This is a genomic window from Indioceanicola profundi, from assembly GCF_003568845.1.
In the GTDB taxonomy this organism is placed as follows: Bacteria; Pseudomonadota; Alphaproteobacteria; order Azospirillales; family Azospirillaceae; genus Indioceanicola; species Indioceanicola profundi.
Genome location: NZ_CP030126.1, coordinates 1,822,513 through 1,842,918 on the forward strand (window position 1 = coordinate 1,822,513; position 20,406 = coordinate 1,842,918).

The 20,406-nt window shown below is 67.3% G+C and carries 20 protein-coding genes; 12 read left to right on the forward strand and 8 right to left on the reverse strand.

The genetic code is table 11. The annotated features are described in order from the left end of the window. The first annotated feature begins 3 nt into the window (after positions 1 to 3). Complete coding sequence (locus tag DOL89_RS26005) at positions 4 to 1,797, forward strand: pseudouridine synthase (protein ID WP_119678790.1); 1,794 nt, start codon at positions 4 to 6, stop codon at positions 1,795 to 1,797. Then, entirely contained in the window at positions 1,778 to 2,344 is a 567-nt protein-coding gene (gene rsmD / locus DOL89_RS08725) for a 16S rRNA (guanine(966)-N(2))-methyltransferase RsmD (RefSeq protein WP_119678791.1), read from the forward strand. The genes DOL89_RS26005 and rsmD overlap by 20 nt, the downstream gene beginning before the upstream one ends. 172 nt (positions 2,345 to 2,516) lie before the next feature. Here rsmD and fusA read toward each other — a convergent pair whose 3' ends face one another. Then, the gene (gene fusA / locus DOL89_RS08730; protein ID WP_119678792.1) at positions 2,517 to 4,658 is read right to left on the reverse strand and encodes an elongation factor G; all 2,142 of its coding nucleotides are present in this window, start codon (positions 4,656 to 4,658) and stop codon (positions 2,517 to 2,519) included. 435 nt (positions 4,659 to 5,093) lie between these two features. Here fusA and DOL89_RS08735 point away from each other — a divergent pair, with 435 nt between their 5' ends. Continuing rightward, positions 5,094 to 6,005 (forward strand): Clp1/GlmU family protein, encoded by a 912-nt coding sequence (locus tag DOL89_RS08735; protein WP_119678793.1) that lies wholly within the window; start codon positions 5,094 to 5,096, stop codon positions 6,003 to 6,005. 35 nt (positions 6,006 to 6,040) lie between these two features. On the opposite strand, the gene DOL89_RS08740 is transcribed toward DOL89_RS08735, so the two are convergent. After that, positions 6,041 to 6,598 carry a hypothetical protein gene (locus tag DOL89_RS08740; protein WP_119678794.1) on the reverse strand — a complete coding sequence of 186 codons (558 nt, stop codon included), beginning with the start codon at positions 6,596 to 6,598 and terminating at the stop codon, positions 6,041 to 6,043. A 184-nt stretch (positions 6,599 to 6,782) separates the two neighbouring features. Here DOL89_RS08740 and DOL89_RS08745 point away from each other — a divergent pair, with 184 nt between their 5' ends. From DOL89_RS08745 to DOL89_RS08770, 6 genes are all read left to right on the forward strand, one after another. After that, positions 6,783 to 7,382 carry a TorD/DmsD family molecular chaperone gene (locus tag DOL89_RS08745; protein ID WP_225889737.1) on the forward strand — a complete coding sequence of 200 codons (600 nt, stop codon included), beginning with the start codon at positions 6,783 to 6,785 and terminating at the stop codon, positions 7,380 to 7,382. 59 nt (positions 7,383 to 7,441) lie between these two features. Further along, positions 7,442 to 7,648, forward strand: coding sequence for a twin-arginine translocation signal domain-containing protein (locus DOL89_RS08750; RefSeq protein ID WP_119678796.1), 207 nt, complete (start codon positions 7,442 to 7,444; stop codon positions 7,646 to 7,648). Positions 7,649 to 7,660: 12 nt separating this feature from the next. Beyond that, entirely contained in the window at positions 7,661 to 10,594 is a 2,934-nt protein-coding gene (locus DOL89_RS08755; RefSeq protein WP_119678797.1) for a formate dehydrogenase subunit alpha, read from the forward strand. A gap of 15 nt (positions 10,595 to 10,609) precedes the next feature. Next, a complete protein-coding gene (gene fdh3B / locus DOL89_RS08760; RefSeq protein WP_119678798.1) occupies positions 10,610 to 11,242 on the forward strand; it encodes a formate dehydrogenase FDH3 subunit beta in 633 nt (210 codons plus the stop codon). A 48-nt stretch (positions 11,243 to 11,290) separates the two neighbouring features. Next, positions 11,291 to 12,382 (forward strand): formate dehydrogenase subunit gamma, encoded by a 1,092-nt coding sequence (locus tag DOL89_RS08765; protein WP_119678799.1) that lies wholly within the window; start codon positions 11,291 to 11,293, stop codon positions 12,380 to 12,382. Positions 12,383 to 12,478: 96 nt separating this feature from the next. After that, complete coding sequence (locus tag DOL89_RS08770) at positions 12,479 to 12,937, forward strand: YybH family protein (RefSeq protein WP_119678800.1); 459 nt, start codon at positions 12,479 to 12,481, stop codon at positions 12,935 to 12,937. A 24-nt stretch (positions 12,938 to 12,961) separates the two neighbouring features. On the opposite strand, the gene DOL89_RS24795 is transcribed toward DOL89_RS08770, so the two are convergent. Together DOL89_RS24795 and DOL89_RS08775 are read right to left on the reverse strand one after the other, a co-directional pair. Next, on the reverse strand, positions 12,962 to 13,135 hold the full coding sequence (locus tag DOL89_RS24795) for a hypothetical protein (RefSeq protein ID WP_162937406.1): 174 nt from the start codon (positions 13,133 to 13,135) through the stop codon (positions 12,962 to 12,964). A 79-nt stretch (positions 13,136 to 13,214) separates the two neighbouring features. Further along, entirely contained in the window at positions 13,215 to 13,532 is a 318-nt protein-coding gene (locus DOL89_RS08775) for a hypothetical protein (protein WP_162937407.1), read from the reverse strand. Positions 13,533 to 13,617: 85 nt separating this feature from the next. Between DOL89_RS08775 and DOL89_RS08780 the strand changes: the two genes are divergently transcribed. After that, positions 13,618 to 14,097 (forward strand): YchJ family protein, encoded by a 480-nt coding sequence (locus tag DOL89_RS08780; protein WP_119678802.1) that lies wholly within the window; start codon positions 13,618 to 13,620, stop codon positions 14,095 to 14,097. 22 nt (positions 14,098 to 14,119) lie between these two features. Here DOL89_RS08780 and DOL89_RS08785 read toward each other — a convergent pair whose 3' ends face one another. The 4 genes from DOL89_RS08785 to DOL89_RS08800 are packed head-to-tail and all read right to left on the reverse strand — an operon-like array spanning position 14,120 to position 17,044. Then, positions 14,120 to 14,491: a hotdog family protein gene (locus tag DOL89_RS08785; protein WP_119678803.1), complete on the reverse strand. Its 372-nt coding sequence runs from the start codon at positions 14,489 to 14,491 to the stop codon at positions 14,120 to 14,122. After that, positions 14,488 to 14,883 (reverse strand): MaoC family dehydratase, encoded by a 396-nt coding sequence (locus tag DOL89_RS08790; RefSeq protein ID WP_205574550.1) that lies wholly within the window; start codon positions 14,881 to 14,883, stop codon positions 14,488 to 14,490. The genes DOL89_RS08785 and DOL89_RS08790 overlap by 4 nt, the downstream gene beginning before the upstream one ends. Beyond that, complete coding sequence (locus DOL89_RS08795; RefSeq protein ID WP_119678805.1) at positions 14,880 to 16,415, reverse strand: acyl-CoA synthetase; 1,536 nt, start codon at positions 16,413 to 16,415, stop codon at positions 14,880 to 14,882. The genes DOL89_RS08790 and DOL89_RS08795 overlap by 4 nt, the downstream gene beginning before the upstream one ends. After that, the gene (locus DOL89_RS08800; protein WP_225889738.1) at positions 16,412 to 17,044 is read right to left on the reverse strand and encodes a TetR/AcrR family transcriptional regulator; all 633 of its coding nucleotides are present in this window, start codon (positions 17,042 to 17,044) and stop codon (positions 16,412 to 16,414) included. Before DOL89_RS08800 ends, DOL89_RS08795 begins: the two co-directional genes overlap by 4 nt. 170 nt (positions 17,045 to 17,214) lie before the next feature. Between DOL89_RS08800 and DOL89_RS08805 the strand changes: the two genes are divergently transcribed. After that, positions 17,215 to 18,069, forward strand: a complete 855-nt coding sequence (locus DOL89_RS08805; RefSeq protein WP_162937408.1) for an alpha/beta fold hydrolase — start codon at positions 17,215 to 17,217, stop codon at positions 18,067 to 18,069. Positions 18,070 to 18,106: 37 nt separating this feature from the next. Beyond that, the gene (locus tag DOL89_RS08810; RefSeq protein WP_119678808.1) at positions 18,107 to 20,365 is read left to right on the forward strand and encodes a TonB-dependent receptor; all 2,259 of its coding nucleotides are present in this window, start codon (positions 18,107 to 18,109) and stop codon (positions 20,363 to 20,365) included. Positions 20,366 to 20,406 lie beyond the last annotated feature (41 nt).

Genomic DNA, 20,406 nt, shown 5'->3' on the forward strand with positions numbered 1-20,406 from the left:
GCCATGTCGAACGATCCAAAGACGCCGCCCGCCGCCTCCTCCACGGACGCGCCGGGTTCAGAGATTCCTGAAACCGAACAGGCTGGTGAGCGCGTTTCAAAGCGCCTCGCCCGCGCGGGCCTGTGCTCGCGCCGGGATGCCGAGCGCTGGATCGCGGAGGGCCGCGTGGCCGTGAACGGCAAGGTGCTGGACACCCCCGCCGTGACGGTCACCTCGGCCGACCGCGTCACCGTGGACGGGCAGGTCGTGCCCGATCCTGAGCCGACGCGCGTCTTCCGCTACTACAAGCCGGCCGGGCTGGTCACCAGTGCGCGCGACGAGAAGGGTCGCGACACGGTGTTCGATGCCCTGCCCCGTGAAATGCCCCGCGTCGTCTCCGTCGGGCGGCTGGACCTGAATTCCGAAGGTCTGCTGCTGCTCACCAATGACGGGGAACTGGCGCGGCATCTGGAACTACCCTCCACCGGTTGGCTGCGCCGCTACCGCGTTCGGGTCCACGGAAATCCGGACGAGGCGGCGCTGGCCCGGCTGAAGGACGGCGTGTTCGTCGACGGGATCGAGTACGGCCCGATCGAGGCGGAGCTGGACCGCGTCCAGGGCAGCAATGCCTGGCTGACCGTCGGACTGCGCGAAGGCAAGAACCGCGAAGTCCGCAAGGTGATGGAGCATCTGGGTCTACCCGTGAGCCGGCTGATCCGCATCGCCTATGGTCCCTTCCAACTCGGCAAGCTGGAGGAAGGGGACGTGGAGGAGGTGCCGCGCCGCATCCTGCGCGACCAGCTTCCGGCCTTCTTCCCGAAGGAGGAGCGCCGGGCAAGAAGTGCGGAGCCGGTGCGCCTGCGCTTCGACCAGTTGCCCAAGGCTGCCGCGGCCTCCGCTCCCAGCTCCGCCACCAAGGGCGGCAGGCTTGAGGGACGGCGGCCCAATGCCCGTATGGCGCGGGACAGTGTCGAGCGCGTGCTGAACGATCCCAATCGCCCGCAACGCCCCGAGCGTCCGATCCGCAGCAACGACTGGCGGGACGAGAAGCCCCGCGGCCATTTCCCCGACGACGAGCAGACGGCTCCCCCGTCCCGTCGGCAGGCGGAGGAGGAAGGCGGCATCCGCATCCGTTCCACCCGGGGCGGACGTACGCGCCCTGGGTTTGAAACCCAGCGCGCGGTTGCAGCCCGCGTCGCCAGCCGCTCCGTCCCCGCTACGGGCGACGAACGGCCCGCCCGCCCGCCGAGGTCGGAGAGCAGCCGTACGCCCCACGACGCCCGCAAGTCGGGTCCGGGGGAGCGCCCTGCCCGCGGCGGCCGCTCGGAGGGTTTCGGTAGCGAGCGCCAGGAACGGGCTCCCCGCGGTCGGAACTTCGACGAGGGCCGTCCGGCACGGGCACCCCGTTCCGGCGGATTTGGCGAAGATCGTCCGGCACGGGCACCCCGCTCCGGTGGATTTGGCGAAGATCGTCCAGCACGGGGACCCCGCGGCGGCGGGTACGGCGAGGACCGTCCGGCACGCCCGGCCCGTGGCGGCGGATACGGTGAGGATCGTCCGGCGCGGGCTCCGCGCGGCAGGGATGCCGGTCCTGGCGCTGGCGGGGACCGTCCCGGTCGGCCGCCGCGCGGTGAGGCCTTCGGCGGCAAGCCGGGTCCGCGCGGGCGTGGTCCTGCCGGCGGTAACGACCGCCCGTCCGGCCCCGGCCGGGGCGGTCCCGGCGGACCCAGGGGAGCTGGGCGCGGCGGTCCCGGCGGCAAGGGTCCTGGCGGGGGCGCGAAGCCGGGCGGGGGCCGCGGTGCGGATCGTCGGCGGTAAACATCGGGGGCGGCGGCTGCTGGCCCCATCGGGCCGGGACGTTCGCCCCACCTCCGACCGCACCCGGGAAAGCCTCTTCAACATCCTCGCCCACTCGGGCTGGGGACCTGACGATGAGTCCCCCATCGAGGGGGCCACCGTGCTGGACGCGTTCTGCGGCACCGGCGCTCTCGGGCTTGAGGCGCTGTCGCGCGGGGCCGCAAGAGCGGTTTTCCTGGACAAGGCACGCAGCTCGCTCGACACCGCCCGACGGAACGCCGACGAGCTGCGGGAGGCAGGCAACTGCCGCTTCGTGACAGGCGACGCCACTCGGCCGCCGCCAGCGCCGGAAGCGGCGGGCTTGGTATTCCTGGACCCGCCCTATGCCCAGGATCTGGCGCCGAAGGCGTTGGAGGGTTTGGCACGCGCCGGCTGGATGTCGTCCGGCGCGTTGTGCGTGGTTGAGATCGCTGCCACGGATTCCTTCACCGCCCCGCCCGCCTTTGAAACGCTGGAGGAGCGCGGCTATTCACAGGCACGCGTGATCTTCCTGCGCCTGGCCGGCTAGCCGGCCTCTTCCCGATATTTCCGTCGATTGGCGGCGGACTGCATCCTGGATGCGGTCCGGTCTTTCCGCATGTCTGCAGTCTTGCTTCAGAGCGGATTCGGCATCCGCCAAAAGAAAACGGCCGCACCCCGAGGGGTGCGGCCGCATTTCACTGTCCCGTCGGGACCGTCGCTCAGGCGGCCTTGCCGCTCTTCGCGATGATCTCGTCCGCGACGTTCCGCGGAACCGGGTCGTAGTGCGAGAACTCCATGGAGAAGGAGCCACGGCCCGAGGTCATGCCGCGCAGGTGACCGATGTAGCCGAACATTTCGGACAGCGGCACATGGGCCTCGACCGCGATGTTGTTGCCACGCTCGAGCTGACCCAGGATCGTGCCGCGGCGGCGGTTCACGTCGCCGATCACGTCGCCCAGGTAGTCCTCGGGGATCACCACCTCGACCTTCATCACCGGCTCGAGCAGGGTCGGGCCAGCCAGCTTCATGGCCTCGCGGAAGCAGGCCTTGGCAGCGATTTCGAAGGTCAGCGCGTTGGAGTCCACCTCGTGGTACTTGCCGTCCACCAGGGTGGCCTTGAAGTCCACGGTCGGGTAGCCGGCCAGCACGCCGTCGTCCTTCTGGAGCTGCAGCCCCTTGTCGACCGACGGGATGTATTCGCGCGGCACCGTGCCGCCGACCACCTGGTCGACGAACTGGTAGCCCTCGCCACGCTCGCGCGGCTCGAACACGATCTTCACCTCGGCGAACTGGCCGGAACCGCCAGTCTGCTTCTTGTGGGTGTAGACGTGGGTCACCGGACGGGTGATCGTCTCACGGTAAGCCACCTGCGGACGGCCCATCGTGCCTTCCACCTGGAACTCCGTGCGCAGACGGTCCAGCGTCACCTCGAGGTGCAGTTCACCCATGCCGCGCAGGATGGTCTGACCGGTCTCGCGGTCGGTCTCCAGCAGGAGCGACGGGTCCGCGCGGACCATCTTGCCCAGCGCCATGGAGAACTTGTCCTGGTCGGCGCGGTTCTTCGGCTCGACCGAGACGCTGATCACGGGGTCCGGGAAGCGCATGCGCTCCAGCACCACCGGCGCGGACGCATCGCACAGGGTATCGCCGGTGTCCGTCTCCTGCAGGGAGACGAAGGCGACGATGTCGCCGGCACGCGCCTCGTCCAGGTCGTTGGTGTCCTTCGCGAACATCTCGACGATACGGCCGATGCGCTCACGCTTGCCGCGGGTGCTGTTCAGCACGGACTGGCCCTTGGAGACCACGCCGGAATAGACGCGGACGAAGGTCAGCGAGCCGTACTTGTCGTTCAGCACCTTGAAGGCGAGGCCAGCGAACGGCTCGTCGTCGGAGGACTTGCGCTCGCCCACGGCGTTGCCGTCGGCGTCCACGGTCTTGATGTTCTCGACCTGCGTCGGAGACGGCAGGTACCAGACAACCGCATCCAGGAGCTGCTGCACGCCCTTGTTCTTGTAGGAAGAGCCGCAGAGCACCGGAACGAACACGTTGCGGATGGTGGCCTTGCGGATGCACTCCTTCAGCGTCTGGGCGTCCGGCTCCTCGCCGGTCTCCAGATACTTCTCCATCGCCTCGTCGTCGAGCTCGAGGCAGCTCTCGACCAGCTCGGTGCGATAGGTCGCGACCTGGGACAGCAGCTCACGGTCATAGGCGTTGGTGATGTTCAGCTTGTCGGCCAGATCGTCGGTGACGTCCCAGATCTCCCACTTGCTGTCCTTCTCATCCGAGAACCAGACGTAAGCCTTCATCTCGACGAGGTCGATCATGCCCCGGAAGTTGTCTTCGGACCCGAGCGGAAGCTGAAGGCAGACAGGACGGGAACCCAGGCGGTCGCGCACCATCTGAACGGTGCGGCGGAAGTTCGCGCCGGAGCGGTCCATCTTGTTGACATAGCACATGCGCGGAACCTTGTAGTTGTCCGCGAGGCGCCAGTTCGTCTCGGTCTGCGGCTCGACGCCGGCAACGCCGTCGAACACCACGACCGCACCGTCGAGCACGCGCAGGGAGCGGTTCACCTCGATGGTGAAGTCCACGTGGCCCGGCGTGTCGATCAGGTTGATCTTCTTGTCCTTCCAGAAGCAGGACACCGCGGCGGACTGGATGGTGATGCCGCGCTTCTGCTCCTGCTCCATGTAGTCGGTCGTGGTCGACGACTTCAGGTCCTTGGTATCATGGATGTCGATGATCGTGTGCTTACGACCGGTGTAGTACAGAATGCGCTCGGTCGTCGTGGTCTTACCGGCATCGACGTGGGCGATGATGCCGATGTTCCGAATGTCTGCCAGCGGGGTAGTGCGGGGCATATGTAGGCTCCGTCGTCCAACGTCGGTTCTCTGGATGAGGCCCGGCGCGGTAAGTTCAAAGACAAAGGCGGGCCGATGGCCCGCACGAAAAAACCGGGACGTCGGCGGACAGACCGCTACACTTCCCGGGGCGGCGAAGTATCTACTGCGATCGAGCCCGTTTTCCAAGGGGCTGGACGGCATGACCGGTACGCGTCAGCATTCTGCCGTCCAGCCTGTGGGAGAACGGCAACGCGCGACCGCGCCACCGTATCGCTCAGAGCTTCCGGTCCGTCAACGCAGAAACGGCGCGACGGCGCAGGGAAATGGCGGATCTGCACGTCAAACGGGCAGCCGCCCGGCCGACGGGTCGTCTGCGGATGAAATCTGGAGGGATGCCGCAACAGCGGCCCCTGCGGGCCGTTCACCACAGGCCTAACCCATGGGGGCCATTTGATGGACGCCAGTCTCGCCGCGCCTCTGCCGACGGATGCCGAAACCGGCGTCATCGACGTGCCCCCGGATTGGGAGCAGGCGTTGGACCGGGCCAGCTTTCCCGATACAGCCCGCCTCCTGATCCTTGGCCCGACCGACATGGGGAAGAGCACCTTCTGCCGGTTGGCGCTCCGGCATGCGGAAGCTGCCGGCCGCAGACCCACGCTGGTGGATGCCGATCCCGGACAGAAGACGGTCGGGCCGCCTGCCTGCATCACGGCGGGACGCCTCGACGCCGACGATGAGCTGAGGCTGACCGAACTCGCCTTTGTAGGCACGACCGATCCGTTGCGCGCCTGGGGGCGGGTCGTGGCCGGAACCCGGCATCTGGTGGAGCGGGCGGCGTCGCAGGGCGATCTGGTGCTGATCAACACCGTGGGTTTCCTGCGCGGCCCCGGCCGCCGTCTGATGGCGGCCCTGATCCAGGCCGTCCAGCCGACCCTGTTGGTCACGATCGGCCGCGACCAGGGGATCGAGGATGTGCTGGCCGACCATCCGCACATCCGCCATCTCCGCCTCGCACCTTCCCCGCTGGCCCGGCGCAAGACACAGGGCGATCGGCGCCGGGCGCGCCAACTGGCGTTCGGCCGTCACTTCCGGGGAGCAGCCAGCCTGATCCTGCCGCTGGGGCGGATCACGATGGAAGGAGCCAGCCCTGGAGCCACGCCCCCGCCGGGACTGCTGATCGGGCTGACCGACGGTCGGAACCGGGATGTCGGCATCGGCATCGTCGAGGAGGCTTATCCGGAAAAGGGCTTCGTACAGGTGCTCACGACTGCCCCGGCCCGGCTGATACGCGCGTTCCGCTGGGGCTCACTGGCCCTGGATGCCGCGTTCCGGGACATGCGCCGGACGGAGGAGGCGAGCGCCTGAAGCCGGTTCCAGGCGCTCCAACAGTTGCGCCGCTGTCACTGCGGCGGAGGCGGCGCCTCACCTTGAGGCGGGGCTTCCGCCGGCGGCGCGGCGGGCTCGGGGCGAGGCGGGAAGGTCAGCTTCTGATCGGCAACCGGTTCGGAGGCATAGGCATTGGGTCGGGGAACCGGGTTGCCGTTCAGGTCGACGGGCATTGCGCGGGCCCAATGCAGGGCGGCATAGAGCGGCGAACCGCCTTGCGCCTCGCCACCGCCGGCCGCCTCCGCCTCTCCGTTCACGCTGGCATTGGGCGCGCGGGTGCCTTGCTGGGTGGGCTGGCCCGCCTGGCTCTCCTGCACCTCGGGGGAAGTCAGGCCCTTCTGCTCGGCTTCTCCCGGATTACCGGGGCCGCTGTCCCGTCTACTGGTGTCCCAGTTCTGCGTGTCGCCGGGCCAGTTCGGCTCGGGCTGCCCCTGCGTCTGCGGGGACTGGCTGTTCTCCGGAACCGGAGCGGGCTGCGCCTCCTGCGCAACTGCGGCCGGTATCGTCAGGGTCAGCGGGGCCAGAACCAGCGAAGCGGCGGAAAGAAGGGCTGCGAAACCGATGGATCGCACGGGCGATACTCCCACGTATGGCGGCGTCCTGTGGAGCCTTTCGGGGGATAACAGGCCGCCTGCCCGTTCGTCCCTCTTCGTACATGCAGGCCCGTGACAATCCTGCGTCCGTATTGTTGGCACGTCAGCGGGCGTGTGCCCGTTTTTCGCAATCGAGGTGCGCCAGGCAATGCAGCAAGGGTCCGTGTTGGACGAAGTCGACCGGGAACGAGCGCAGCTGTACCGCCTCATGGCGGTTCTTCTGGCAAGACCGCCCGAAGCAGAGCTGCTGGATATGGTCGGCCGCCTGGATCCGGATGCGTCCACGCCCCTGGGCAACGTCCTGGACGGGCTTGCAGCCGCGGCGCGGCGGGCGACGGTGGACGAGGCCCGGCGGGAGTACGGCAGGCTCTTCATCGGCGTCGCCCGCGGCGAGCTGATGCCCTACGCCTCCTACTACATCACCGGGTTCCTGATGGACCGGCCGCTCATCGCGATACGGGACGAGTTGGCCCGGCTGGGCGTCGAGCGCGCCGATGAGGTCAAGGAGCCCGAAGACCACATCGCCGCTGAGCTGGAGGTGATGGCTGCGCTGGTCGAGAGGCAGGTTGGCGCCGGCCCTAACGATGAGCGCCGCTTCTTCGAGCGGCAACTGGCGGGGTGGACCCCCGCCTTCTTCCGTGACCTGGAGCAGGCGGAGTCGGCGGAGTTCTACCGTCCCGTCGGTGCACTGGGTCGCCTTTTTATCAGCTTGGAACGGGAAGCCTTTTCGTTCTCTCCGCCGTTGGACACCACGGCGGCATGAGTGACGGACCAATGAACGGATGTGCCGGCAACCACGGGCATGAGCAAGGGAGACGGGTCATGAGCGGCGAAGACAGCAAGAAGGGTCTGGAGCGCCGGAATTTCCTGAAGGCCGCGGGTCTGGCGGGCGTCGGCGCGGCGGCGGGCGCCGCGGCCGCGGTCGCCGCCGAGGGGGAGACCCTGACGGAAACGCCGGAGGAGCAGATCAAGTCGCGCTACCGGGAAACGGCCCATGTGCAGCGCTTCTACTTTCTGAACCGTCTCTAAGGGGAACAGGCCATGCTGACCAAGCGACGCGCTGCCAGCGACACAGGCGCCGGCCGCCGCGGGATGGCGGCCACGCTGGCGAATGCCGGCCAGGCTCGTGGGATCGACCGCCGCGGCTTCCTGAAGAATTCCGGCCTTGCCGCTGGCGGGCTGGCTGCCCTGGGCGCCCTGTCCCCTACCATGGTGAGGAAGGCCAAGGCCGACGCCATCGCCCGCGACGGCGAGGTCGTGCAGCGCAAGAACATCTGCACCCACTGCTCCGTCGGCTGCACTGTGATCGGCGAGATCCAGAACGGCGTCTGGGTGCAGCAGGAGCCGGGCTGGGAAAGCCCGATCAGCCAGGGCACCCACTGCGCCAAGGGCGCTTCCGTCCGTGAGTTGGTGAAGGGCGAGCGGCGGGTGAAGTACCCGCTGAAGCTGGTGGACGGCGAGTGGCAGCGCGTAAGCTGGGAGCAGGCGATCGATGAGGTCGGCGACCAGCTCCTGGACATTCGCCAGAAGGACGGGCCGGACAGCGTGTTCTGGCTGGGCAGCGCCAAATTCTCCAACGAAGCCGCCTATCTGCTGCGCAAGACGGCGGCGTTCTGGGGAACCAACAACGTCGACCATCAGGCCCGTATCTGCCATTCCACCACGGTCGCAGGTGTCGCCAACACCTGGGGCTACGGCGCGATGACCAACAGCTACAACGATATCCAGAATTCCAAGTGCCTGGTCATCATCGGCGGCAATCCCTGCGAGGCGCATCCGGTGTCGCTGCAGCACATGCTGCGCGCGAAGGAGCGCAACCGCGCCCCCTGGATCGTCATCGACCCTCGCTTCACCCGCACCGCCGCCCATGCCACCCAGTATGTGCGGCTGCGTCCCGGCACCGACATCCCGGTGGTCTGGGGCATTCTCTGGCACGTCTTCCAGAATGGCTGGGAGGACAAGGAGTACATCAACCAGCGCGTCTATGGCATGGACGAGGTCCGCGCCGAAGTCGCCAAATGGACGCCCGAGGAGGTGGAGCGGGTTTCCGGCGTCAAGGGCGAGGAGCTGTACCAGGTCGCGAAACAGATGGCGGAGAACCGCCCGGCCACGCTGATCTGGTGCATGGGCGCCACCCAGAAGACGGTCGGCACCGCCAATGTCCGCTGCTTCTCCATCCTCCAGCTCGCCCTCGGCAATATCGGCGTGCCCGGCGGCGGGGCGAACATCTATCGCGGCCACTGTAATGTGCAGGGCGCCACGGACATGGGCCTCGATGTCTCCTCCCTGCCCGCCTATTACGGGTTGGCGGAGGGGGCCTGGAAGCACTGGGCGCGCGTCTGGGACATGCCCTATGACTGGGTCATCAACCGCTTCGGCCTGGAGGGAATGCCCTTCGAGGAGAAGAAGAAGCTTGCCGAGCTGAAGGGCATCCCGACCACCCGATGGTTCGACGGCGTGCTCGCCGAAGGGGATGAGATCGAGCAGCCCAATCCCATCACCGGCATGGTGGTCATGGGGCATGGCGGCAACACCGTGACCCGCATGCCCGACATGATCAAGGGCATGGAGAAGCTGAAGCTGCTGGTCGTCATCGACCCGCATCCCACCACCTTCGCCGCCATACGCCAGCGCCGCAACGGCACTTATATCCTGCCGGCCTGCACCCAGTTCGAGACGGAAGGAAGCCGCGTCTGCTCCAACCGCTCCATCCAGTGGGGCGAGAAGTTCGTCGAGCCGATCTTCGAGTCCAAGAACGACTACGAGATCCTCTATCTCCTGTCCCGCAAGCTCGGCTTCGCTGACCAGCTCTTCAAGCACATCCATGTGGAGGGCACCCAGCCGGTCGTGGAGGACATCCTGCGCGAGATCAACCGCGGCTCCCTGTCCATCGGCTGGACCGCCATCACGCCGGAACGCCTGAAGCTGCACATGCGACACCAGGAGGATTTCGACAAGATCACCATGCAGGCCACCAAGGGGCCGCTGAAGGGCGAATATTACGGACTGCCATGGCCGGCCTGGGGCAATCCGGAACTGCGCCACCCCGGCAGCCCGGTGCTGTACGACACCTCCAAGCATGTGATGGAGGGTGGCGGCACCTTCCGCGCCCGCTTCGGGGTGGAGCACAATGGCGAGACCCTGCTGGCCGAAGGCAGCTTCAGCAAGGGATCGGAGATCGAGGACGGCTATCCCGAATTCACCATGGCCGTCCTGCGCAAGCTGGGATGGGACCAGGAGCTGACGCCGGACGAGCGGCGGGTCATCGAGCTGATCGGCGGCAACGACGTGGACAGCGTCTCCTGGGCCACCGACCTCTCGCTGGGCATCCAGCGCATCGCCCTGAAACATGGCTGCCTGCCCTACGGCAACGCCAAGGCCCGCGCCGTGGCCTGGAACCTGCCGGACCCGGTGCCGATCCACCGCGAGCCGATCTACACGCCGCGCCCGGAACTGGCGCAGGCCTACCCGGCGCTGGAGAACCGACGCGACTTCCGCCTGCCGCACCTGAACCGGGGCGTCCAGGTCGCAGCCCTGGAGAAGAACATCCGCGAGCAGTTCCCCTTCGTCTACACCTCCGGCCGTCTGGTCGAGTACGAGGGCGGCGGCGAGGAAACCCGCTCCAACCGCTGGCTGGCCGAGCTGCAGCAGGAGATGTTCGCCGAGATCAATGTCGGCGACGCCCAACGCCTGGGCATCGAGGATGGCGGCTGGGTCTGGATCTACGGCCCCGAGAACAATTCCCGCGCCCGTATGAAGGCGCTGGTGACCGAGCGCGTCGGGCCGGGGGTCGTGTTCCTGCCCTTCCACTTCAGCGGCTACTGGGAAGGCGAGAGCCTGCGCAACGCCTATCCGCCTGGAACGGACCCGATCGTACTGGGCGCGCCGGCGAATGCGGTCACGACCTACGGCTACGATCCCGTGACCTTCATGCAGGAAACCAAAGTGACCCTCTGCCGGGTCGAGAAAGCTTAAGGGAGGGCACCGGATATGGCCCGGATGAAGTTCCTATGTGACTCCGAGCGCTGCATCGAGTGCAACGCCTGCGTCACCGCCTGCAAGAACGAGCATGAGGTGCCCTGGGGCATAAACCGTCGGCGCGTGATCACGCTCCAGGACGGCCAGCCCGGCGAGCGCTCGATCTCCATGGCCTGCATGCACTGCACCGAGCCGCCCTGCGCGGCCGTCTGTCCGGTGGACTGCTTCTACCAGACCGACGACGGGGTGGTGCTGCACAGCAAAGAGGTCTGCATCGGCTGCGGCTACTGCTTCTACGCCTGCCCGTTCGGCGCGCCGCAGTACCCGCAGGCCACCAACTTCGGCAGCCGCGGCAAGATGGACAAGTGCACCTTCTGCGCCGGCGGTCCGCTGGAGGACAACTCGCCAGAGGAATACCACCAGTCCGGCTCCAACCGGCTGGCGGAGGGCAAGCTGCCGCTCTGCGCCGAGATGTGTTCGACCCGCTCCCTGATGGCCGGCGATGGCGACATCCTGGCCGAAATCTACAAGGAGCGGGTGGTCCGGCGTGGCTACGGCTCCGGCGCGTGGGGCTGGTCCGTCGCCTATGCCACCGAACAGTCCGGCACCTTCGCTCCGATGGGGCGCCCGGTGCGCTTTGGCTGAGGCAACGACCGGCCGTCGGGCCGAACCAAACGAACAGGGAGAACGGACATGACCCGCAGGCTCCTCATCCTGCTCACAGCGGCCCTGCTCGCGGTGGCCAGCCCTGTCCCGCAGTCGGCCATCGCCCAGGAGACGGCGCAAGGGAACGATATCGGCGGCGGGGCCGGAAGGGACGTGAACGCGCCGGTGTCGCCCGGACTGGAAAGCCGCACCCCGAGCGACCGCTTCCAGTCCCCGGACGATGTGGAACTCTACGTCCCGCACAATGATCAGGTCATGGGGCGGGTCAGCATTCCGAACTACAGCCTGGCCATGGTCGTTCAGCCGGAGGGCAGGACATGGCGCGCCTACCGCATGGACTGGCTGTTCTGGATCGCTGGTGCCGCCATCATCGGCATGCTTGCGCTGCTGACCATCTTCTTCCTGTGGCGCGGCCGAATCCGGATCGAGCATGGGCGGTCCGGCCGCTGGGTACCGCGGTTCAACGGCCTGGACCGTTTCGCCCACTGGATGACGGCGATCAGCTTCGTGCTGCTGGCCCTGACGGGGCTGGTCATCACCTTTGGTCGTCCCCTGCTGCTGCCGCTGCTGGGGCACTCCGCGTTCGGCGACCTCGCCGGCGCCTCCGCCCTCATCCACACCATCTCCAGCGTTCCCTTCGTGCTGGGACTTGTGCTGATGCTGGTCCTGTGGATCAGGGACAACATCCCGGAGAAGGCGGATATCGCCTGGATCAAGAGCGCCGGCGGCATCCTGGCCAGCGGCAAGGGCGTGCATCTGGAAGCGGGGCGCTTCAATGCCGGTCAGAAGATCCTGTTCTGGGGCGTCATCTTCCTGGGCCTGAGCATCGCGCTCAGCGGCTTCCTGATGATGGTGCCGCTCTACTGGACCGGTGTTTCCGGCATGCAGATCATCCACGTCATCCATTCGCTCCTGGCAGCGGCGATGATGGCCATGATCCTGGGCCACATCTACATCGGCACGCTGGGAATGGAGGGCGCGTTCGACGCCATGGGCCGCGGCGAGGTGGACGAGAACTGGGCCATCGAGCATCACCGCGGCTGGTACAATGAACAGCGCAAGGCCGGCGCTGTCCGCGGGGATGTCCAGCCCGGCGCCAGCGTGGCCGGGGCGGACTGATCCCGGCCCGCAATAGCCTTCGATTACCGCAGTTGTAAAACCAGCCCGCCGCAGCAAGGATTGCACGCAGACTACCCCTGATCACGGGTGCGAGACATGCGTGCAATCCTGACCGCTGCGGCCGTGGCGGTATCCGCAACTCTTCCATTCTCCCCGCCTGCCGCCGCGGACGATGCTGCGGCCGCTCTTCTGGAGGCCGACAGGGCCTTCAATGCCATGGCGCAGGAAAAGGGCGTTGGTCCGGCCTTCGCTGCATTCGCCGAGCCGGCGGTCCAGATGCTGAACCTCCCCTCGCCCGACTTGAAGCGGGACGATCTTCCGAAGCTGTTCCCGCCCGGCTACCACCTGATCTGGGAGCCGCAGGACGGCCGCATCTCGGCCGACGGCACCTTTGGCTATACGTGGGGAGGGGCGACCATCCGCAGCACCGGCCCCGACGGCACGGTGAGGGAGCAGCCCAGCCGCTATATCACGGTCTGGCGCCTTCAGGCGGATGGAAGCTGGAAGTGGATTGCCGACGGCGGACTTGCCATGCCGCCGGCGAAAAAGCCCTGAAAATGGACGAAGGCTTCCGCCGGGTCAGACGCCCGGCGCGAAGCCCTCACGCTGTTCCACGGCCCCGTCCTGGCGGGGATCGGCGCTTTCACGCGAGTAGGCTTCCGTCGCAGGTACGGAAAGCCAGGTCTGGAACACAAAGGCGGTGCCGGCCACCAGCAGGACGAAGACGGTGAGTGAAGCAAGAAACGCTTTCATCGGTCGCACCTCCAAACATCATAACCGCTCAGGAGCACGATTGGTTGCAGCCCCTGGCTTCCACATCCGGCCATTGCGCTCAGTCGTCCGGCGCCAGTCCCCGTTCCGCCCGGAAGGTCTGTAGAGACCGCTCGGCGGCAGCGGACTGCCGCTCCAGCAGGTCGCGGACCTCGCCCAGCAGGTCGCGGGCGCGGCTGCGCGCCTCGGAATCCGGAATGGCCTTTTCGGCCGCAGTTTCCAGACGGGAGAGCTGCATTTCCATTTCCACCAGCCGCTCCAGCCCGCCGAGCAGCTCCTGCTCCCGTTTCGTCACGTCGTCCGCACTCATCCGCTCCATCCGGTCCTCCATGCGTCTCCGGTCTGCATTGAACAGGCGGCGGGCCGTATCGGTCAGCACGAACGCCCATGTAGGCGACGGGGCTTGGCCCCGGCCCCGCCGATGGTGTATGGCACCGCGCGGAGAGTTCTGAGGATCTGAGGACATGGAAAAGTGCCCCTGCGGCTCCGGCCGCGCCTTTGCGGATTGCTGCGGCCCCTATCTGGCGGGTGAGCGTCCGGCCCCCACGGCGGAGGCCCTGATGCGCTCCCGCTACAGCGCCTTCGCCGTCCAGAACATTGACTATCTGGAAGAGACGCTGCTGCCGGAGACGCGGGACGATTTCGACCGTGCCAATGTGACGGAGTGGGCCAAGAGCAGCGAGTGGACCGGGCTCGAGGTCAAGTCCACGGAGAAGGGCCGCGAGGGGGACGAGGAAGGCTGGGTCGAGTTCGTGGCCCACTTCAGCATCGGCGGCAAGCCGCACCTGCACCACGAGTCCAGCCGCTTCGCCCATCGTGATGGTCGCTGGTGGTATGTGGAGGGCATCATGGGCCAGCGTCCCCGCACGGCCGCGAAGGTTGGCCGCAACGATCCCTGCACCTGCGGCAGCGGCAAGAAATACAAGAAGTGCTGCGGCGCGTAATGCCTTCGCCGGGGCCGGCGGTTCAAGCCGCCGGCCTGCCTTCCACATCCGCCACATAGACCAGCGCCCGTCCTCTGGCCACCACCGTCCCGTCCGATGTGCGGCAGGTGGTTTCCAGATCGACCAGATTCTTTTCCGGGCGAAGGCGGGTGATCTCGACCCGCGCGGTGAGCGGCTCGCCCACGCGAGCCTTGCCGAGAAGCTCCGTCTCCTGCTTCAGATAGTTCGTCCCCTGCCCCGGCAACCTGACGCCCAGCAGGTAGGAGAAGAGCGCGCCGATCAGCGGCTCCGGCAGGACGCCATCCGGCATGGACGCACCGCCGAGCGAGACATAATCCGCCACATCCGCCGCGGTGAAAATGCGCGTGATCTCCGCCATGTCGCCGAGCTTCATTCGTCGTCCCCCTGCAGCAGGACCGTGCGCCCGTCACAGGTGACCACCCCGTCGGCAATGCGGATTGCGCGGATGCCGATCTCCGCCCCGTCTGAAGTTTGGCTCTCGACCCAGGCTTCGAACCGCATCGGCTCACCCGCATAGGTCGGCGCTGGAAAGCGCACCTCCTGCGCGGCCTGCCGCCCACCGGGCGCCAGCCGGTCGGCCAACCCGCGCAGAATCGAATAGAGGAACACCCCGTGCGCGACCGTTCGGCCGAACCGCGTCCGGGCGGAGAAGTCCGGGTCCACATGGATGGGGTTGTCGTCGCCAGACAGCCGCGCGAACAGATCGAATTCCGCCTGCGTCAGCGTGCGTTCGACGGAGATCTGGTCCATTGCACGCTCATTCATGTCGGATCACCCGAACCCGGTAGGGATGCGTCCTTCGGCAGCTTGTGCTTCTGCACCTTGCCTGAGGCGGTGCGGGGAAAATCCTCGATCAGGTCGAAGCGCTTCGGCACCTTGTAGGCCGCCAGCCGGGCGCGGCAGAAGGCGGTCAGCTCCTCCGCCGAAGGTGCGTCCCGGCCCGGGCGCACCCGGACAAAGGCGCGCCCTACCTCCCCCCACTTCTCGTCCGGCATGCCGACCACCGCCGCCTCCAGCACCTGGGGATGCAGCATCAGCACATTCTCCACCTCGGCCGGATAGACGTTCTCCCCGCCGGTGATGAACATCTCTTTCAGCCGCCCGACGATGTAAAAATAGCCGTCCCCATCCTGCCGGGCGAGGTCGCCGGAGCGCAGCCACCCATCTGAGGAGAAGGCCGCCGCTGTCGCATCGGGGCGCTGCCAGTAGCCCGGCGTTATGCCCGACCCCGCGATCCAGAGCTCCCCCGCATCGCCCGGCCGCACATCCCGCCCATCCGGACCGACAATGCGCACCGCGCTCATGATCTGTGGCTTGCCGACGGAGCCGATCTTCTCCACCGCCCGGTCCGGGTCCATCAGGAACAGGGTCGGCCCCGTCTCCGTCATTCCCATGCCGTTGCAGACCCGCACGCCGCGGTCGAAGAAGCGCTTTGCCAGCGCGTCCGGGAGGGGCGCCCCGCCGCAGCCCCAGTGGCGAACACGGGACAGGTCCACCTCCTCGAACCGGGGATGCAGGCTGATCTGCTGATAGACCGCGGGCACGCCGAAGAAGGTGTCCAGCCGCCCCGCCGCCAGCAGGTCCAGCATCACATCCGCGTCGAAGCCCGGCAGCACCAGCACCCGTCCGCCGGCGATCAGCGTCGGCAGGGCATGCAGGTTGATCCCCGCCGTGTGGAACAGCGGCAGGAAGCACAGCGTGGCGTCGCGCCCTGTGAGCCCGATGGCCTGCCCGATATTGACGTAGTTCACCAGGGCCATGCCGTAGGTGTAGATCACCGCCTTCGGCCGCCCCGTGGTGCCGGAGGTGTAGAGCAGGTACCAGACCTGATCCGCCGGCCACCGCTCCCGCCCCGGATGCGGTTTGGCCGTCTTGAGCAGCGCCTCGTAGCCGCCGGCCCCCGCATCGTCCAACCCGACCAGCCGGACATCCGGCCCGATGGCGTCGGCCGCCACGGCCCGGTCCTCCGCCCCGGCGAACACGACCGTCGGCCGGCTGTCCTCCAGCACCTGCCGCAGCTCCGGCGCGGGCATGCGCCAGTTCAGCGGCACCAGGATCGCGCCCAGCTTGGCGCAGGCGAAGATCAGCTCGAAGAAGGCGATGCGGTTGCGGCAGAGGACGCCCACCCGGTCGCCCTCACCCAATCCCAACTCCATCAGGAGGCTGGCCGCTCGGGCCGCCCTGTCGTCGAGTTCGCGGTAGGTGACGCTCCGGCCCGTCGCCAGCTCCTCCATCGCCGGGCTTCCGGGCGACAGGTGCGCCCGCCGGGCAGTGACGTCGAACAGCTCCCGGATCATGGCCCCTCCCCCGCCGCGGGGTCCGGCCGCAGACCATGGGTCAGGATATCGGAGACGGCGGCCGCCACCTCCGCCGGGGATTTGTCCTGGTTCCAGACGCCGTAGCGCAGCCCCAGGAAAACGCCCATGCCGATCAACGCCCAGGCCCGCTCCTCCGCCGGGCCGGGGCGGATTTCACCCTTGGCCACGGCCTGGGCCAGGTTGCGCCGGTAGGCTTCGGCGAAGACACGGTAATATTCGCGATAAGCATCCTCGGCGACGAACTGAGCCTCCATGACGATGCGGTAGAGGTCCTTGTGCTCCCGGGCGAACTCGATGAATGCCTCCAGCCCCACCCGCTCCGCCGTCAGGCGGTCGGGCGCATTGCCCACCCGCTCCGCGATCCAGTGGCGGGTCAGGCGGCCCATATCGTCCACCAAGGCGCGGAACACCTGCTCCTTGCTGTCGAAATAGGTATAGAAGGTGCCCAGCGCAGCCCCGGCCCGTTGGGTGATGCCGCTGATCGAGGCGTCGTGATAGCCGCGCTCCCCGAACTCCGCCGCTGCCGCATCCAGCAGACGGCGCAGGGTGCGCTTGCCGCGTTCGGTCCGGGGCGCCTTGGACAGCGCCGTCTCTGCCGAATCTTCCAAGGCCATATCCTCCCCGGGCGTCAAAAACCTGAATGGCCGTTCAACTTGAACATTGACTCAGGTTTCAGTTTAGCGCAAGCATAGCGCCATCAAAAGGGTCACCGGGATAACCGGGACCGACCGCGCCAAGCCCGGCAGGGCGGATGCGCGATAGGGAGGCAACCACCCATATGCCGCACGTAGTGGCAAGCGACGGCGCGCGCATCGTTTACGATGCCGCCGGTGAGGGACGGCCCCTGCTGCTGGTCCATGGCTGGGCCACGCATGGGGGCTTCTTCAGCCCGCAGATTGCAGGGCTGCCCGACCGGTTCCGCGTCATCAGCGTCGATCTGCGCGGGCATGGCCGGTCCCACCGTGAGGGGGACCGGCCGAACGTGCGGCAACTGGCCGACGATCTCCGCACCCTGGCCGATTCCCTCGACCTGACCGGCATGCTGGCCGTGGGCTGGTCGATGGGCGCCATGGTGCTGTGGCAAGCGCTTCTGGACGGGATGCGGGACCGTACCGCCGGCATGGTGGTGGTCGACATGTCCCCGAAGGTGGTGAACGGCCCGGACTGGATGTACGGGCTGCGCGGCAGCAGCCCCGGCCGCAGCACGAACCAAGCAGCCGAAATCATGCGCGCCGACTGGCCCACGGTCAGCCGCCGGGCATCCCAGCGCATCTTCGCACACGGCCACGAGGGCGAGCATGCGGAGCTGAAGCAGTGGGCGGCTGCGGAAATCGGCAGTGCCGATGCGGACGCCATGGCTGCCCTGTGGGTGTCGCTGTCCGGCATGGATTTCCGGGCGGAACTCCGCCGGCTGGACCTGCCCGCCCTGATCGCCTTCGGAACCCGCAGCCGTCTCTATGCGCCGGAAACGGCGGCAGAGCTGCAGGGGTTGCTGCCCCGCGCCAGCATCATCGCCTTCGAGCATTCCGGCCATGCCCCGCATCTGGAGGAGCCGGCCCGGTTCAATTCGACCCTGATCCAGTTCGCCGCGGAACTGCCGCCACCGGCCCGCGGAACCAGCAAAGCGGCCTGATGCGCCGTCACAAGCAATAAAGAGGAGGGAGGAACACATGAAGACGCGTTTCAAAACCGGTGCGGCACTGCTCTATGCCGGTACCGCCCTGTTCACCATGCCGGCGGCCCTGCCCGCCCTGGCCCAGCAGGCGCCCGGCCTCGGCGGCCCGCTGGAGGAGATCGTCGTCACCGCCCGACGGCGTGAAGAGACGTTGCAGGATGTTCCGGTGGCCGTCACCGCCTTCACCGCGGAAGCGCTGGAGAACCAGGGCGCCATCGACATCACGAACCTTCAGCAGTCGACTCCGAACCTGACGCTTCAAGTCGCGCGCGGCTCCAACTCCACCCTGATCTCCTTCATCCGCGGCGTCGGCCAGCAGGACCCGCTCTGGGGCTTCGAGCCGGGCGTCGGCCTGTACTTCGACGACGTCTATGTCGCCCGCCCCCAGGGCGCCGTGCTGGACATCTTCGATATCGAGCGGATCGAAGTGCTGCGCGGACCGCAGGGCACGCTGTATGGCCGCAATACCATCGGCGGCGCGGTCAAATACGTGACCCGCAAGATCGGCGACGAGGCCTCGCTGAGGGTCAAGGGCAATCTCGGCTCCTACGGGCAGCGGGACCTGATCGTGTCCGGCGGCCTGCCGATCAACAGCAAGGTCTCCATCGGCGCTGCCGGCGCGGTGCTGAAGCGGGACGGCTATGGCGAGAATGTCTCCACCGGTGCCGAGCACTACAACAAGGATGTGCGCACCGGACGTTTGACGCTGGAGGCGACGCCGACCGACGCCCTGTTCTTCCGCCTGTCGGCTGACGCGACCCGGGACACCTCCGCCCCACGGCACGGATACCGCCTCACCCCGACGCCGACCGGCGAAGCGCCGCTGGACGACATCTATGACACTCGCTCCGGCGCTGGCGACGAGAACAGCGTGGAGACGCGCGGCATCTCCCTGCTGGGCGAGTGGAACGTGACCGACATGGTCACGCTGAAGAGCATCACGGCCTACCGCGACGGCAACACCGACACCATCATCGACTTCGACGGCCTGCCGGAACCGATCCTGGACATCCCCGCCTTCTATGAGGACGACCAGTTCAGCCAGGAGTTCCAGGCCCTGTTCACCGGGGACCGCTGGCAGGGTGTTGCCGGCGTCTACTACATGGATGCGAACGCCGCGGGCGCGTTCGACACCGTCGTAGGCAATCTCGGTGTCACGATCCTGACCGCGGGTGAGGTGAAGACGGAAAGCTGGGCGGCCTTCGCCGATGTCAGCTACGACCTGACCGATGCCCTGTCCCTGTCCGTCGGCGCCCGCTACACGGAGGACACGAAAGAAGGCACCGTCTTCCGCGCCAACTATCTGGGCCTGCGCAGCCCCACCTTCGGCGGCAGCCAGACCGGCCCGCTGGGCGCTCCGCTGACCGACTACACCAATGAGCGGACCTTCAGCGAGTTCACGCCGCGCGTGTCCCTGTCCTATGAACTGACGGACGACATCAACACCTATGCCAGCTTCAGCCAGGGCTTCAAATCCGGCGGCTTCGACATGCGTGGCGATGCGTCGCTGATCCCGACCACGACGGAAGGCTACGACCCCGAGACGGTGGACAGCTATGAGGTGGGCGTGAAGGGCGCCTTCTTCGATCGTCGTCTCCGGCTGAACCTCGCAGCGTTCTATGCCGACTACAAGAACATGCAGTTCACGCAGCAGACCCCGACGCTGACCGGCAACATCGCCAGCGACGTCGGCAACGCCGGCCAGTCCACCATCAAGGGCGTGGAGCTGGAGGGCTTCGTTTCGCTGACACAGGATCTGAGCGCCAGCTTCTCGGTGGGCTGGATCGAACCGGAGTTCGAGGAATTCCGCACCTTCGTCCTCAACCCCGCCTTCGATCCCGCACAGCCGGCCGGACCGAGCAATCAGCAGTTCATCGAAGCCGACGTGTCCGACACCCGCGTCTTCCAGAACACGCCGGAATGGACCGGCAATCTGACGCTCACCTACAACCGGGACCTGGGCAACTACGGGTATCTGACGGTGACGGGCGCGGCCAGCTACCGCGACTCCTATTCGCTCTTCGAGACTCCGAACCCCCTGCTGGACGAGAACGGCTATACCCTGCTCGACCTGTCGCTGGTGTGGACGAACGAGGCGGAGAACATCAAGTTCGGGCTGCATGGCCGCAACTTGACGGATCAGGAATACCGGGTCGGCGGGTATGTCTTCCCCGGCGCCCTGTTCGGGAATTCCATCACCGCCTTCTACGGTCCGCCGCGCACCGTGACGGCCACGGTCGAATTCCTCTTCTGATGATATGAATACCGCGGTGCCCGGGCCTTTCAGGTCCGGGC

Coding starts and splice junctions, on each gene's coding strand:
- DOL89_RS08790 (WP_205574550.1), bottom strand. CDS start 14,883: ATGAATGAGCGTGCAATGGACCAGATCTCCGTCGAACGCACGCTGACG.
- DOL89_RS08750 (WP_119678796.1), top strand. CDS start 7,442: ATGAGCGGCGAAGACAGCAAGAAGGGTCTGGAGCGCCGGAATTTCCTG.
- DOL89_RS26005 (WP_119678790.1), top strand. CDS start 4: ATGTCGAACGATCCAAAGACGCCGCCCGCCGCCTCCTCCACGGACGCG.
- DOL89_RS08795 (WP_119678805.1), bottom strand. CDS start 16,415: ATGATCCGGGAGCTGTTCGACGTCACTGCCCGGCGGGCGCACCTGTCG.
- DOL89_RS08735 (WP_119678793.1), top strand. CDS start 5,094: ATGGACGCCAGTCTCGCCGCGCCTCTGCCGACGGATGCCGAAACCGGC.
- DOL89_RS08810 (WP_119678808.1), top strand. CDS start 18,107: ATGAAGACGCGTTTCAAAACCGGTGCGGCACTGCTCTATGCCGGTACC.
- DOL89_RS08765 (WP_119678799.1), top strand. CDS start 11,291: ATGACCCGCAGGCTCCTCATCCTGCTCACAGCGGCCCTGCTCGCGGTG.
- DOL89_RS08770 (WP_119678800.1), top strand. CDS start 12,479: ATGCGTGCAATCCTGACCGCTGCGGCCGTGGCGGTATCCGCAACTCTT.
- DOL89_RS24795 (WP_162937406.1), bottom strand. CDS start 13,135: ATGAAAGCGTTTCTTGCTTCACTCACCGTCTTCGTCCTGCTGGTGGCC.
- DOL89_RS08805 (WP_162937408.1), top strand. CDS start 17,215: ATGCCGCACGTAGTGGCAAGCGACGGCGCGCGCATCGTTTACGATGCC.
- fdh3B (WP_119678798.1), top strand. CDS start 10,610: ATGGCCCGGATGAAGTTCCTATGTGACTCCGAGCGCTGCATCGAGTGC.
- DOL89_RS08785 (WP_119678803.1), bottom strand. CDS start 14,491: ATGAAGCTCGGCGACATGGCGGAGATCACGCGCATTTTCACCGCGGCG.
- fusA (WP_119678792.1), bottom strand. CDS start 4,658: ATGCCCCGCACTACCCCGCTGGCAGACATTCGGAACATCGGCATCATC.
- DOL89_RS08755 (WP_119678797.1), top strand. CDS start 7,661: ATGCTGACCAAGCGACGCGCTGCCAGCGACACAGGCGCCGGCCGCCGC.
- DOL89_RS08780 (WP_119678802.1), top strand. CDS start 13,618: ATGGAAAAGTGCCCCTGCGGCTCCGGCCGCGCCTTTGCGGATTGCTGC.